Here is a 17,049-nt window from a genome sequence, read left to right as displayed (position 1 = left end):
CTATCTATTTCCTTTTATGAACAAAACCAAACGAACTTATTGGTATTAAGAAAGAGCAGCTTTTATATTAATTTTCCCCATTTTTGAAAGACTTAGCCTGTCACCATTTCGAAGAATTAGCTCTTTGTCTCCTATTATTTTTTCAATGTAGTTTGTATTCACGATAGCAAAGCGACTGACTCTTACAAAATTGTGGACTTTTAATAGAACTTCGTAATGCTTAAGGTTTTTAGATACAAGATGTATTTTGCCATCATCTAAAAACAAATTGGTATAGCTGCCGGAGGCCTCACATTTAATAATTTTTGCAGCGCTGACAAAGTTGGTTTCTCCCTGCGAATGTAAAACTATGGTATCACTAAGACCTTTAATAAAGTCAAAGCCTTTTTCAATAGTATTATGACTGTCTTTTTTTGAAGAAACACTGCGTAATGCATCAAAAGCCTCAATCAAGTCTTTTGGGAATATAGGTTTAAGTAAAAAATGAAAAGCAAAGTGTCGCATCGCTTCTACTCTAAATTTTTCAAAAGCGGTAATAAAAATAACTTCAAATTCGGCTGGTATTTCTTTAAAAATCTCAAAGCTTAATCCGTCTTTTATTTGAATATCAGCTAACAAAACATCCGGCTTAAAATATTTTATTTTTTCGACACTTTGAGCAATACTATCAGCCGTTTCTATGACCTTAACTTGTTGTAAGTACTTTTCAATCAGCTTAACAATATACTTTAGCTGATTTGGTTCATCTTCAATAATTAGTACTTTCATTTTTAAGGATTACTAAGTCGCTCAAGATTCAAGATATGGAATTTTCATTACTACTAAGGTCCCTTTTTCGTTTTGTTTATTAGAGATCGATAGTTGCGCTTTTCTATTGGTTAGTCGTTCTAAACCTTTCAACCTTTTTTCAACAATATCTTGACTATATGATTTGTTCGCCCTGTTAACACTATTACCTATACCAATACCATTATCTTCTATTTGAATATTTAAAAACTGATTTTTTTCCTTTAAAGTAATGGTAATCCTTCCATTTTCAATCATATCACTAAAACCGTGTTTTACACAATTTTCAACGAAAGGTTGAATTAAAAATGGCGGTATCATAATGTTATTATTAATAATATCCCTTACAAGATTGTATTCAAATAAAGTAGGTTTTGCTAGTTGTTGGATGTCTAAATAGTTCTTAATAAGATTGATCTCTTCATTAATAGAAACAAAACTTTCAGAAGTAAGCTCGAGAGTACCTCTTAATAAATGAGAAAACTTGTTCAAATACTCTTTCGCCTTATCAGGTTCATTATCAATAAATGTATTTAAAGAAGCTAATGAGTTAAATACAAAATGCGGATTCATCTGTCCGCGCAGTAGTCGCTGTTCGATCTCCAGTTTTTCAAGCTGTAATCGTTGCCGCTTATTCCGGAAAATTAAAAACACTAGTGCAATTCCTAAAAGTAAAATTGAACTTATTGTGATTAATAGGGTTTGACTCTTTTTAAGATTGGTTTCGTTTTGTTCTAGGTTTGCTTCTCGTTTAAATGATGCTTTTAATTCATCTATTTCAACATGTACCTTATTTTCGTATTTCTTGCCAATAATCGAGTCCATTTGTGCTACTATCGGCATGATTTCTTTGTTTGGCCCCGAATGAACAGTAATCTTGTTATAATAAAACTGACGAACATTAAATAAATCTCGATTTTCAATATCCGACGTGAAATAGGTGGTAGCGGTATCTAAATATTTTAGTGCGTCTGCTCTATTGCCAGATCTAGCGGCAAACATTGCTTTATTGCCGTACGCTTTGTAAATAAAGGTAGAATCTGGTGTGTGTTTAGAGGCATTAATGTACTTGGTTAAGTAATATTGTGCAGAGTCCACATTTCTGCTGTGAAAATGCATCAAAGCCAATCTGTTGTACAGTCTAGAACCATGCCTATTTAACAGCCCAGTCCTGTCTAATTCTAATGAACGCTGTACTGCTGTAATGGCTGAATCAATTTGCCCTCTTGAAGCATAAATAGGGGCCATAGCGTACCAAACCATAGCCTTTTGTGCCTCCGTATTAGAGACAGAATCATAATAATTAAGTGCTTTTTTACGAAAGTGTAAAGTTTGCCCATCATTGTTAACGTCAGAATAATAAAAGCTCATATAAAAATGAGCTTTTCCCAACCAGTAAGGATCTTCTCTTTTTTCAGCCAAGCTCATCAGGCGTGTATAAGTGGCCAAGGTGTTTTTTAAATCATTTTGTCTTCTAAAGTGATTTGCCCTGTAGTTTAAAGATTCTAATAATAAGGTGTCGGAAGGTGAAACCGTTGTCTGTATTAATTGAAAAATAGAATCTCCTTTTTTGTTTTGCCCATTTCTTACAGCACTTATTAATTGATAATAAAGATGAAGGTTTATTTGTTCATTTTTTTTGGTGTTTAATGAATTGATCAGTTCATCTGCATTTTTAAATAGTGGTGCGGCTTTCGTGCTATCTTGTGCAATAGCAAGTTGATGTATACTGTCTATTTTTTTTAGTTGTACGTTATTTTGCTGCGCAAAACTTATCAAGCAGGCTAGCAGTGCTAATACAACCAATATAGGTCTTACCATAATGTTAAAGGCTAGTTAGTTTTAGGAATTAAGACCTAAAAATTAAGAATTTTTTTCTAGACATAAGGCAGTTGGCTAATCTTATTAGCATTACTAAATGTATATAATAGCAACCGTTCGTTGTTCTATACTTATGTAAGTTTCGAAGTTGCAAGCGTAGCAGTGGCGGATGTTTTAGTATACAATTACAAACTAGAATTTTAGTTTTTTTATTTAATGCAGCTTATTAAGGCTGTGAAGTAACGTACATTCGCGAGCTAGATTTCGAAGAGCGGGTAGTTAAAACATAAAACCACTGCTTTTGGCCGTGGTTCAATTTCTATTTTCTTACTCATACTCGCCACTAGTCACAGACTAGCGGGAGCGGGGGGTTAAAACATAAAAACCACGGCTTTTGACCGTGGTTCTCTTTCTATTTTCTTACTCGTATATGCCACTAGTCACAGACTAGCGGTAGCGGGGGTTTATTATTTCTTACTCATGCTTGCCACTAGTCACAGACTAGCGGTAGCGGGGTTTTTGCAAAATACTTCTCAGTAATTTTTAAATCCAATTTTCCAAACGCCATCCATTTTTTAAATTTTCAAAAATCTCAGGAATGTTCCACATTCCATATGGAGATAACTTTTTCTGCTCATCATTAAGTTCTTCAACAACTTTAGACCCTCCACCATCATTCACTATTCTCCAACCTGAACCAAATACGTTCTCCGTTCTAAACTGTTTGGGAAGTTGAAAATTATCAGGTAAAGGTATATTACCTACTAGATTAACGCCTTTCTCTTTAATACCATACCTATATGGAAAATCTAAAAAGAAAAAATCATCTTTTATAACAGATTTGACATCATGAGGACGATTATCATATATTTCATAGAAAACTCTCATTTTCTCCAATAAAGTTTCATTTTTAGCTTCCTTAACATATTGTAAATACGCTTTTTTTCCTTTTTCTTCTATTTCAATAATATCGCCTATTTCCATTTTTTATAAAATTCTAATTAAAATGTAAAACCTGCAGTTTCAAGTAATTTTTTACCTTTTTTTAGGGCTGCTCCATACTTTTTGTTCTTTTCAGATATACTATTAATACGGTTTAACAGTTGCCCTGTTTGCCCTCTTTTTCCTCCTAGTCCAAAATACTCTATTAATACCTGTTCTACTGCTCTTGCATCATTTCTTGAGAGACTTTCCAAAGCATCATCAATTTGATTAATCTTAAGCTTGTGTGGGCCTTTTAAGTGTTGTACTGCTCTTCTTGCAAAATTATTAGTTATTCCTACATATATTACTTTGCCTCCTCGTTTAGCAAGATAAACCATTGTTTGTTTTGTTGATGCCTTGGCACCCATAAGCACTATTCCGCTCTTTGCAGCTGCTTTTTGTGGAAGAACAATCTGTATAGCTTGATTACTAGCAGGAAGTTCATCTACTCTTTCATAGCTGTTTCTTCTAATACGGTAAAATTCATTATCCCCTTGTATATGATAGGTGTAATTATCCTCACCAAACCATAATTCACCCTTGATATCAGTATCAAATAGAATTTTCCCATAAGTCTGATCGGCAAAATCTGAGAGCTTTTTTTTCAATCCAGGACAGCAATCCTCTTCTCCATCACCTTGATCATTACTATCTGTATTATTATTCATGCTATAAACAATCTGTCTATAGGCATCCCTAGCTGCCATACCAGTAAATGTTTGACTATCTGCTCCGCTGGGGTCGGCCCAAAAAACAGGGTTGTTGTCAAATGCATTGTAAGGGGATAAAGAGTGATGGGTGACAGGATCATTTACAACCCATCGGGCTATTGCAGGATTGTACTGTCGCATCTCCATTTCCATCATATTCAGCCCTAGTGCTTCTTCCATTTCTGCACCATTGTATTCATAGGTATGGTCTCTTCCTACCTGAACACTATTATAGCCTTTATGTTTTAGTCCAAAAGGGTAATAGTTATTCTCTTCTGTAATTTCAACTTGAACGGTAGCTTCATTGTACTTAAAGTTGACCCGGTTATTTCTAAGATGATCTTTTAATTGGTAGTAGTATGTAAAGTCGTTTCCATTGGGTTCTATATATCCCTCAGGATGACTAAAAAACTCAAGGTTCCCATTTTTATAAATGAAGTTACCTGCATAAGCTGTAGTCGTCAAAGAACCTCCATCAGTGACCTTTTTTTCTAGCTTGACCCCTGTGGCATCATAAATATAGTCAATTGTGCCATTATTACCACCCCCGTTAACAGTTACTTTGGTTGGCAGGTTTAGGTGGTTATAGGTAATACCATTGGCTTGAATACCTTTATTAAGGTCTTGGGTCATGTTCCCATTGGCGTCATATTCATATTCTATAGCTTGGTTAGCCCCATCTTTAAAACCATAGTTGCCATTACCAGCATCGGTAACTTTAGTTAATTTATTGCCATTGTCATATTGATAGGTCAGGATATCCATGTCCCAGTAGTTAGTGCTGTTTTGCCACCCATGACGTTTTAGGGTTTGGATATTTCCATTTTTGTCATAGGTAACATATGATAGGTTATAATGATGTACATTACTCAATCCGCTTGTAATCCTATTAAGCGCATCATAGCTATAGTCATAGCTTTTTAAATTGTTGTCTGTATTGGCAGTGCGCCACGAAGTTTTCGCAATGTTTCCATTAAATAAAGCATTCGTTCCAGTATTATAATCAATCTTAAAACTAAAGAGGTCATTACCAATGTTGTTTACATCGTTAATGTCTTTTAACCAGCCTCGTACGTTATAGGTATAATCGACGTTTTGTAAGGAACTTCCATTATTTTGTGAGGAAGCATTTACAATTTTAAAGTTTTTAATAGAACTTCCTACACTATTAAAAGCCACATCACCCATTAAGTTGGCAGTTGAATTGATGGTTGAAGTATAAAAGGTGCTATTATTCTTTTTATAATAAACAGTACTCCCTATTCGCTCAATTTTTAAAATATCTCCTATGGTAAAGGTGCCGAAAGTACCCTTATGACTCCCATTTTCATACACTCTAAGCTCACCTCCTGATCTTGGATAGATTGCATAGTCAATGCTGTTAAAATTCTCATTAGGATTGTCAACAGATAAGCCAACCATGAGATATTCATTGGTAGCGGTTACCTCAAACTCAACATAGCCATCACCAGATATACTTTCTAGGGTAGCAAAACCACTATTTCCCCAGCCGTTTGCAGTTATAGTACTTTCGATAAGTTCATTGTTTTGCTTAGCCTTTACAATATCGATTAAGCTAACTGCATTGTTACTATGAACCCCTCCAACATCTTTACGTACTAATTGCCCCAATTCGTCATAAGTATTTCTAGCTATGATTTGCGGTGGGTTATTATTGATACGTTGTGATTGTTTTATCACCCGTGCCATATGGTCATAGGTAAAGGTATCGACTGTTACGATGGGTGCATTACTGCCTTTGGTATGGGTAGTAGTTGCTTGTAATACCTTGCCAGCAAAATCTAAGCGGGTTTCAGCTACATCTTCTGTATTAAGATAGGTGTTTTTAGAAGCAACATATATTGCCCGACCTTTTTCATCGTAACCCGTAACTGTGGTAATCCAATCGTTAGTGCCTAAGACACGAACCTTACTTCCAGTGGGTAGTCCATCAACAGCAGTGGTGGTCGCTTGACCTTGTACAGTATTCGGTATATTTAAACCAGCATTGTCAAAAGTATAATCGTCGTAATAATTTATTGTTAATACTTCATCAAAACTACTAGGGAAGTTAGACCCCTTATTATAATAGATGGTCGTGCCAACATACACATTTGCTGTAGTTGTTTTAGTTACATAAGTGCTTGTTGCATTATTGGCACTTTGCTGTACTTGTATTCTCGTCGATGTATTATTCGCATCGATTCCTGTAAAAGCAACTCTACCTAATGCATCATAAGTCGTAAACAACCATTTATTTTGAGCTCGAAGATTCGCATCCTGCGTCATAACTGGTTGATCGAGTCTGTTATATACAATATACTCCCAACCTTTACCTGGTATTTTCTTTTCTACGAGTCGATTTCTACCATCGTATCGATATTGATAGCACAGCTCATTGAGCTCTGTTGTTGAGATACCATCAGCCGTGTTAACTTTTGGTGGTAGTACATAGGTTAAATTGTCATCATCATCATATACATAATAGGTGTCATGAAGAACTTCGCTTTCATAGGCGCGTTTTAATACCACCCGACCTAGCTGATCTTTAAATTCCTCAGACGTATGATCTTTAGCCGTTGTACCATCATGATTTTCATCACGAGTAATGGTTTTATAGACCTCTCCTGGCTGATAATAGGTCGACCCATTGCCTACTAAAGTAGGGGTGTAATCCGCAGCAAGATTTACTCGGTAATATCTAACTTCATTAGCGGTATTAGCCCGATAGTCAAACTCAATTTCATGACCACTGCCCATTTTCCAGTCCTTACCGGGTGCCGCTTGTTTCATAACACGATTTAAAGGGGATGCTTCTAAATCTTGTTCAGAATAGGGGTTCATATCAATAGTTGACATTCCAGCAAAGTCGGCAGCATATTTTTGGTTATAATATGTTTTTGCAGCAGCCAGTTGGTCATTGGTTCTATGACTTCCTATAGCACCTGAAGTCGTCGCATAGGGCAAGTATTCTTTTGTTTGCCGCCCATATTGATCGTACTTCATATAGGTTACAATATCCTTTCCATCTGTAGTGGCCTTGGCGCTGATATTTTGCGTAGGGCGCCCTAGTCCGTCAAGGTAGGTGATCTGCTCGATGATATGCCCATTAATTGTGACGGCACCATCGGTTTGATAATTGCGGGTGTACACATAGTTCGCATCACTTTTGGTAACAGGCGTATATGGTGTAGAAGCAAAGGTACAGCCATTAAAGCCACCTGCTATATCCGGGCAATTGTCTAATGAGTTGCCTATATAATCTTCAGGTGCCGAAGCAGCAGATATACTATTTCCTGGATCTCCAAATCCGTCTTTGTCAAAATCGGCATACCATACAGGTAGCACAGTAACTTTTATCGACCCAGTATATTTTGTTTGTCCACAAGAGTTGGCACTACGTCTGTACCAACGATCAGCAGTTAATCCACTTGGTGGGTTGTATGTAGAAGCTGTTGCGCCCGAAATGTTCGACCAACCATTAGAACCATTAGAAGATAATTGCCATTGGTAGGTATAGGATCCATTACCCCCTGATGGACCTGTGCTATTACCTAAGGTGCTAGGGTCGCCATTATACGCGATAGTTTGAGTTCCATTAATGCTTCCTGGGCTTAAGTTGCCATATACGGTAACTTTGACCGTACCGGTATATTTTGTTTGGCCGCAAGAGTTAGTACTACGTCTATACCAACGTGAAGCAGTCATTCCTCCTGGCGGATTATAGGTAGAAGCTGTTGCTCCCGAGATATTCGACCATCCACTAGATCCGTTAGCCGATAGTTGCCATTGGTAGGTATACGATCCGTTACCGCCAGATGGGCTTGCACTGTTACCCAGTGTAGCCGGATCTCCACCATAACAAACCGATGTAGTGCCATTAATACTCCCGGCACTAAGGTTACCATATACCGTTACTTTTACGGTGCCTGTATATTTAGTTTGACTACAAGATATGACCCGACGTCTATACCATCGAGAGGCTGTCATGCCTCCTGGCGGGTTGTAGGTAGATGCTGTTGCTCCTGAGATGTTCGACCATCCGCTTGATCCGTTAGAGGATATCTGCCATTGGTAAGCGTATGATCCATTGCCTCCTGATGGGCTAGCACTATTGCCTAAAGTGCCCGGGTCTCCATTATAACAAACGGATGTAGTACCATTAATACTTCCCGCACTTAAGTTACTATATACCGTTACTTTTAGACTACCTGTATGCTTGGTTTGCCCGCACGAGATTACTCGACGTCTATACCAACGATCTGCGGTTAAGCCGCTTGGTGGGTTATAGGTAGAAGCGGTCGCCCCAGAGATATTTGACCAACTGCTATTATTATTTGAATACTGCCATTGGTATGTGTATGATCCATTACCACCAGAGGGGCTGGTACTATTGGCTAAAGTGTTCGGGTCACCACTGTAGCAAATGGTTTGTGTACCACCAATCGCTCCAGCACTTAAATTACCATTAACAGTTACTTTTAGACTACCTGTATGCTTGGTTTGCCCACACGAGATTACCCGACGTCTATACCAACGATCTGCCGTTAAGCCGCTCGGTGGGTTATAGGTAGAAGCGGTCGCCCCAGAGATATTTGACCAACTGCTATTGTTATTTGAATACTGCCATTGGTAGATGTATGATCCATTACCACCAGAAGGGCTGGTACTATTGGCTAAAGTGTTCGGGTCACCACCATAGCAAATGGTTTGTGTACCACCAATGGCTCCAGCACTTAAATTACTGTATACTGTTACTTTACGGGTGTTAGAATACTTGGTTTGTCCGCAAGATATAACTCGTCGGCGATACCATTTTGAAGAGGTCAGTCCTCCCGGTGGGTTATAAGTGGAAGCTGTTGCCCCACTAATGTTTGACCATCCGCTAGATCCGTTAGATGATATTTGCCATTGGTAGGTATAGGATCCGTTACCTCCAGTTGGGCTTGCACTATTACCTAAGGTGCTGGGATCACCCCCGTAGCATATATTTGAAACTCCAGCAATACTTCCGGCATTTAAATTTGCGCGTACCGTTACTTTTACAGACCCGGTGTATTTTGTTTGACTACCACAAGATACTACCCGGCGTCTATACCAACGATTGATAGTTAACCCTCCTGGTGGGTTATAAGTACTAGAAGTTGCTCCACTTATATTAGCCCAATTGATATTATTATTGGAGTATTGCCATTGGTAGGTATAACCACCACTTCCATAAGTGGGAGAGCTGGCATTACCTAAAGTACTAGGATCACCTGCATAGCAAATGGTCTGCGTCCCATTAATGCTTCCTGCATTAAAATATTTAATGGAGACATATACAGCTCCATATCCGTTGCTCCATTGTCCTGTACTATTTCTTCTTGCTCTTATGTAATACCATCCATTCCCTTGGTTTGCATTAAATGTACTTCCATATCCTAATGAGGTACTAGTGCCACTACTACTTTTCCCTTGCCAATACCACCTTATATCAGAGGGCGGAGTACCACTTCTGATTAGTGTTGCCTGTCCACAATTTGTTGACATTGTTGGATTGTTAGGATTTGCTGGAGGTGGTTCTGATACTGAAATAAAAACCGATACCGGAACAGGAGTACTATTACCTGTAATAAGTGGATTTTCTTGAACGCTAGCGGATAAAAATAAATTCCCTACTGTTAAAAACTTAATTGTAGCGCTGAAACCACTTGTTGATAAAACTTGAAAATTGGAATTACTATTTGGCCAACTAACACTAACTGCATTTTGAGTATCGCCAGTAATGGTATAGGTATGTGTTTCTCCCACATTAACATTACTAGAACCAGACATACTATAACTGCTATTACCACCACCTCCAGGTCCTCCAATTATTATTTGTGATTGTATGGGCATTGCTACTAAAAGCAGCATAATAATGGCCGTTAGTTGAATAATTTGAGGAAGCGTTGTTTTAAGTTGACCCTTTTTCATGAACGAAGGTTTTATTAATTTATCTAGCGAATCTGGATTTCGAGTTATTTTAGTTTCTGACTTATTCATTTTTATAGTGGTATTCATAATCAGTAACTAGTTTATTATTAGCATCACGAACCTCCTTAAGACGATTAAAATCATCATAAGAATAGGTCATCGTATAACCTCTGTTATCGGTACTACTTACAATACCTTTTATAGGATCGTATACATAGGTTGAGATCATCGCTTTTGGAAGGCTATTTCTTAAGGTGTTAATCGTAGAAAGGTTGGTCTCATTATAGCCCTTAAGCGTATTTAATGAAACTCCTAGTGCGGTTGCAATTTCTTGATACGATGCATTCTCGATCTTGGCAATAGGTAATGTTTTATTATGACCCCAGACGTAGGATACATGCGATCCGTCTTTTTTAGATATTTCTAGTGGATTTCCATGGCTGTCGTACTCATGATATACTACTCGATCTTCCGCAGCATCATTTCTTTTTTTGGTCTTTACTGTTGAAAGTTTAATCATATTACTAACAGGCTCGCTATAGATATTTTGAACACTGCTTAATAGTGTTGTATTTCGATAACTCTTCGTATAGAGCGGACTATTAATCATATTAAGCGATTGCATTTTGGTAATATGCTGTTGCTCTGACGAAGAAAATTCTGAGGTAGGATATCCGCCCACAGGATAGAACAGTTCTGTTTTATAAAGCACATCGAGGCCATTTTCTTTATGAAAGGATCGCACCACACTTTGTTGAAAGTTCTCCGGATTGTAATCAAGCTCCTGACGTTTCTCAACCACCGATTGATTGCCTAATTCGTCGTAGAAATAACTTTTTTGAGTGGTTGACATAAGTTCTACTCGGCCATTGGTATAGGTATGAGGATTAAAGCCAATATTGGAATCTAGAGTCCCACAGTTATTAATTACAATTGGACTAAAAGGGTCTCCTGTGTCTGACACCTTAGCTACATATTGAGTGTAGGATCTGTAAAATCGTGACCAGGGGCAGTCCCCTATATCATAAAGTGTTTTTGATGCTACAACATCACTTTCTATATACTGATAATTATTGGTGTTCTGAGATAACATTCTGGCAGTGTTATCATAGACTTCCGTTTTGAGTATATTGCCACGTTTATAGTCAATGTCGTCAATTGGTAAAAATGGCCAGCCATAGTTTGGTGGATACGAAGGAAAATCTTGTGGCGAAGTGTACGTGAAAACCGTTTTACCTTTGTTGAATTCAGACATTGTGACTGTCTTATAACCAATATACTGCCCTTTAGTAGCTTGAAGATGTACAGCATTACTTCGGTCGATGATTTCATACGTTATACCAATTGTATTACCAATATAATTACCACCTAAACTTCCATCGTATTGTATCGCAAGATAGGTAGGATAGGCTTTTTGATAAATGCGCACTTTATTTTTTAAAAAACCATCAATAGCACCAGAGGAAGTATTACTGTTACCTTCGTCATAGGTATAGTCCATGCTTCGTTGCAAACTCCCATCGAAATCTTTAAACAGTACTTGCTTAATCCGTAAACCGCCACCATATAGAAATTCTTTTAAGGGTCCACTATTTAAATCTCGATATCGTAGGGAGACTTGTGCCGTAACAGTATCATTAGTGTTTGGAATGAATGGCTCAGTTATAGACATGCTTAGGCTATAATTGCCGGCCAGAACAGGGATGTCTACATTTTGATCAGTTAGTTTAATTTCTTGACTAAATCCAGATCCATTAGTTAGTGTTATTCTAAAATAATTGGCAATACCAGTAGCGTCATTTGATACAAATGAACTTAAATTAATGGTCTGATCATGATCAAAACTCAAAAAACTGGTTGGGAAAATAGGATTGGATGGGTCATAACTAAATGTAAATGAATCATTATTTATATTAGCCGTATTATCTGGGTTGGCAATATACTGGCCTTCATCCAGCTTATTAGAACCTTCGTATCCAAAAGTATTTGACTCAAAATCGAATTCTTTTGAGCCTCCTGTAGGGAATGTAATTTTAGTAAGCGCACCGGTTTTTATTCCGGTTTTATCAGTTTGGTCATAAGTAATGCCTTGATTTAGTATTAAATAGCCCCAATAATCTTTATTTGATGACCCAAAACCTTCAAGATTTGATTTGGAATTATACTCCAAAGTATAATCTAAGGTCGTCGTTCCCGCTGTTTCGCTTACTTTATCTAAGAACAATCTGTTATACTGATTTGTGGAGTAGTAGAAGCTAAATCGCTTTGATTCCAGATTATTATGGTCTTTAATAATCAAAGAATTTAATTTCGCACCACTACTGGAAAGCTCGGGGTGCCCATTTGAAATATTAAAAAGGATACTTGTTTGGTCTTTAAAAGAGATATTTGATAGTTTTTTAGTGTCAATAGATACGCTACTTTGGCTAGAAACATATTTTGGTTTTACAACTCCAATATTATATCCTCTTACTTGCTGCACTGGGTGAAAAACCGCTTGATGTCCACTTAGCAATTTATTTTCAGTTTGATTTATAGGGGTTAAAAAGTTTTCGTCAACATCTTGATAAGAAAAGTTTGCTAAAGTGATGTTGTTACTTGAAGTGATTTTAGTCATCTTCCAGGCGGACCTAAACTTTGAATAGGTATAGGAACCTAAACTTGGTGCAGAAACTGTTCCATCCTGAAGTGTTACCATTGTAATTGGCTCTGTGGTAGTTTGCTCAAAAACTTCAAAATGAAATTTATACCCTCTAGTATCAATTACTACGAACTTATCGATAATAAATGTGTTGAAATCGTATGTAAGTTCAATTCGAACCTTGCTGGTATTGGATAGAAACTTTGGTACTAGGCTTATCCCATCCTTAACAATAACAAACCTTCCTGACGCACCAAGAATACTAAATTGATATACATCTAACTCATTGTCATATTTTTCATATCCCCCGCGAGCCTTGTATAAGAATTCTGATTTTTCTGCTAACGTCATAGTATCATAATTAAAAAAACCATTGTGTAATACCCCGTATGCTTTTTGATTTGAGCTAGTAAACCCGCCTAAGTCAAAGTTTATTTCGTCTGGAAAATCCATTACAGTACGAGAGATTGTTCCACCGGCATCAAGTGCCCATCCCGTTCCCGTCCATCCAGAACGTTCGTCTACACGTAAACCCATTGTGTTATATCGTAAACTTAAAGGAAGTTGGAGATCGCCGTTTAACTGTTTTGACATTAAAGGGATACTGATATCTGGCACACCTGTGTAATAATCAACAGGCACTTCTTCGAATCGCATCAAACTTGACACGGTAGGAGAAGGTGGAATTACGTTGGGCAAATCAGTTTGACTTAATAACGGGCTTAAGCTGACTAATGTTAAAAGAAAAAGAGGTATAATCTTTTTAATTTTCATTGGTTATTCGTTTTTATAGTGGTATTCGTAATCAGTAACTAGTTTATTATTAGCATCACGAACCTCCTTAAGACGATTAAAATCATCATAAGAATAGGTCATCGTGTAACCTCTGGTATCCGTGCTACTTACAATACCTTTTATAGGATCATATGCATAGGTCGAGATCATCGCTTTCGGAAGGCTACTTCTTAAGGTATTAATCGTAGGAAGATTGGTCTGGTTATAGCCTTTTAATGTACTTATTGAAATTCCTAGTGCAGTTGCAATTTCTTGATACGATGCATTCTCAATCTTAGCAATAGGTAATGTTTTATTATGGCCCCAGATGTAGGATACATGCGATCCGTCTTTTTTAGATAATTCTAGTGGGTTACCATGGCTGTCATACTCATGATACACTACTCGATCTTCCGCAGCATCATTTCTTTTCTTGGTCTTTACTGTTGAAAGTTTAATCATATTACTAACAGGCTCGCTATAAATATTTTGAACACTGCTTAATAGCGTTGTATTGCGATAACTCTTGGTATAGACCGGACTATTAATCATATTAAGCGATTGCATTTTGGTAATATGCTGTTGCTCTGACGAAGAAAATTCTGAGGTAGGATATCCGCCCACAGGATAGAACAGTTCTGTTTTATAAAGCACATCGACTCCATTTTCTTTATGAAAGGATCGCACCACACTTTGTTGAAAGTTCTCCGGATTGTAATCAAACTCCTGACGTTTCTCAACCACCGATTGATTGCCAGAGGCATCATAGAAATATTGCTTGCTGGTGGAAGATTTTAACTGCGCCCAACCCGAAGTCACATTATCCTTTAAAGCATATATAGGGAGTTGACCACAATTATAAAAAACAGTAATACAGGGAAAACTTGGACCACATAGCGGAACCGCGCCTTCCAAAGGAAGGCTATTATTTATATACATATCATAAATGCTGTAAAACTGCTTCCATTCACAATTTTCGGGATCATAGACATTAAATGTTGGCCCTTCAACCGATTCCACGAAGTTAAAAGTGTCGTTTGATTGTTTTGAAAGGATTCTTCCTGACTCGGAATAAACCCGCTGTTCTATAAGCAATCCTCTTTTGTAATCTAAATTAGGAGCTGGAGGATACGGATAATAAAAAGTCCCCGAAGGAGAAGGATAATCACGTGGGCTGGTATAGCTGAATTCTTTTTTACCATTGCCCGTTTCGGAAACGATAACATTTTTATAGCCTATATAGCCCCCATTGGTTAATTGAGCAGTATTACCGTTAGAAGTTACATCATAGACGACTTGTCTTGCACTAAAACCTCCAGAAATATTAATACTTCCTCCAAACAAATATTTAGTTGTTGTTACTGAATAATTTCTTCTTAGACTTCCCAGTTTTGCATCAGCGCTTCCAGAAGACCGGTTAGGGTTATTTGCATCTGTATAGAAATAATTTATTTTCTTCTTAGGAGTAAAAGGATCTTCAAGGTCGTAAAAAGACACTTCTTTAATGCGTACGCCTCCACCTAAAGCTTCTTCGGCATAATTTAATTTCTGAGTTTTAAAATTAATACTTGCGGAGCCTGTTACATAAAATGAATCCAATGTTAGTGGATCAATTAATTGAACACCAAAAGAGTAATTACCCGCTTCTAGTGAAACAACATTGCAGTTAGAATCATCTAAATCTTGGCGATACTCAAAGCCATTACCATCTGTTAAAACAAGTTTGCATCTATACAGACCATCTGGATTACTTGAAGATAAATTAACTTTAATAGTAACTTTCTGGTCAAAATCAACAGACAAATTTTGCAATAACGGGTTTCCTGAATTGTTGTCTATACTAAAGTTATCTATTAGAGAACTACTTTCAACATTATTCGCATTATAAGTGAAAAAGTCAGCCGTTGTTAGGGGAGTGCTTCCTTCCCATGAAAATGTGTTGTGTTCAAAAACAAATTGTTTTTTACCCCCAGTAGGATATGTAATAGATGTTAACAGTCCTTTTTTTATTGCATTCAGATCAAAATTAACTTGCTGGTTACAGGTAGTATTAGAATTTCCGAGACCGGAATTATAACCCCAAGCATTAGAACCGCTATCAAAAGAAGGTAATTCATGCTTGCTGTTATAGTTAAGTGTATAGTTTAAAACATTTACCCCTGCTTTTTCTTCTACTTTAGTCAACCAAAGTCTGTCGGTATTTTCATGAATTAAGGAGTATCGCTTATTTTCACTTCCATTAATATTCTTAATGATGATATCTTTTAAAATCTGCCCATTAGTTTCTGGATGCCCAGATGTGGAATTAAGCTCGATACTAGTATTGTCCTTAAATGTTATACTAGTTAGTTTTTTAGTAAAAGCCGTTATAGTAAGAAAATTTACAGAAGCTTTTGGTTTTAAAATGGAGGTATTATAGGCATTTGCTAGCATTTCATTAATATTTCCTGCTATAGAGGTTATTCTGTTTTCAGTTCGAGTGACCGATGCGGTATACGATTCAATTAAGGGAGTAGTGTTGTAGTTAAGGGTTGCAAGGGTGATGTTATTACTACTCTTCACTGAAGATAAGTGCCAGGCAGAGCGATTCGCGTAAATAGCATCAACACCGCTTGCTGGAATAGTCCCAACTCCTGCCGATCCTTGTGGGATAAAACCAGAAAAAGGTTGTGACTCTGTATCTTCTATAACATCAAAAACAAATTTATTTCCATTGGGATCAGTTAGCAAAAAGCTATTGATCTTATAGCTTGCACTCTCATAGTTAATTTCAATTTTTACATTCTGGTTTTTTGTTAGTAGCACAGGCTTTAAGACATTCCCATTCTTCACTATTATAAATCGACCAGAAAACCCTAAGAAACTAAATTGGTATAAATCGAGTTGAGAATCATAAATATCTTGTTCTGCTCCGTTTACACGCCAATTAAACCTTCCTTTTTCTAGCTGACTTAAGTTATCGTAATTCCAAAAATCCGGGTTGTGTAGTATCCCTGTCTTCTTGCTAGAATCTGGCCCTTTTTGAAATTCGTCTGGAACTCCTCTAACTGTTCTAGAAATACTACCACCAGCAATAAAAGACCATCCTGTTCCTACCCAACTAGATCGATTGTCAATTTTAATTCCCGATGTATGATATTTTAACGAAAGGTTTACCGTTAAACCGTTCCCAATGGATTTTGAGTAGATAGGAATACCTATATCTGGTTGGCCAGTATAGTAATCAATTGGAACCTCTTCAAAACTCATAAGATTGGCGACAGTTGGTGATGGAGGAACTACCTGAGGTAGCTCATTCTTAGTTTGCGGAAATAAAAAGTTAATGTTGTATACAAATAGAAAAAAGAAGAAAAACTTTTTCATAGGGTTATTTGA

Annotated in this window: 6 protein-coding genes; all 6 read right to left on the bottom strand. The window is 37.1% G+C overall.

All coding sequences use genetic code 11. The features are described 5' to 3' along the window. Positions 1-45: 45 nt before the first annotated feature. A complete protein-coding gene (locus GWK10_RS06145) occupies positions 46-768 on the bottom strand; it encodes a LytR/AlgR family response regulator transcription factor (RefSeq protein ID WP_164030286.1) in 723 nt (240 codons plus the stop codon). A 21-nt stretch (positions 769-789) separates the two neighbouring features. Beyond that, entirely contained in the window at positions 790-2,607 is a 1,818-nt protein-coding gene (locus GWK10_RS06140; protein WP_164030283.1) for a tetratricopeptide repeat-containing sensor histidine kinase, read from the bottom strand. 543 nt (positions 2,608-3,150) lie between these two features. Beyond that, a complete protein-coding gene (locus GWK10_RS06135; protein ID WP_164030281.1) occupies positions 3,151-3,591 on the bottom strand; it encodes a hypothetical protein in 441 nt (146 codons plus the stop codon). 17 nt (positions 3,592-3,608) lie between these two features. Beyond that, a complete protein-coding gene (locus tag GWK10_RS06130; protein WP_164030279.1) occupies positions 3,609-10,346 on the bottom strand; it encodes a DUF6443 domain-containing protein in 6,738 nt (2,245 codons plus the stop codon). Continuing rightward, on the bottom strand, positions 10,321-13,674 hold the full coding sequence (locus GWK10_RS06125) for an RHS repeat protein (RefSeq protein WP_164030276.1): 3,354 nt from the start codon (positions 13,672-13,674) through the stop codon (positions 10,321-10,323). Before GWK10_RS06125 ends, GWK10_RS06130 begins: the two co-directional genes overlap by 26 nt. Before the next feature lie 3 nt (positions 13,675-13,677). Then, positions 13,678-17,037: an RHS repeat domain-containing protein gene (locus GWK10_RS06120; protein ID WP_164030274.1), complete on the bottom strand. Its 3,360-nt coding sequence runs from the start codon at positions 17,035-17,037 to the stop codon at positions 13,678-13,680. Between the last annotated feature and the right edge of the window lie 12 nt (positions 17,038-17,049).

Source organism: Spongiivirga citrea (genome assembly GCF_010671565.1).
GTDB classification, from domain to species: domain Bacteria; phylum Bacteroidota; class Bacteroidia; order Flavobacteriales; family Flavobacteriaceae; genus Spongiivirga; species Spongiivirga citrea.
This window is presented reverse-complemented; position numbering and strand designations above follow the sequence as displayed.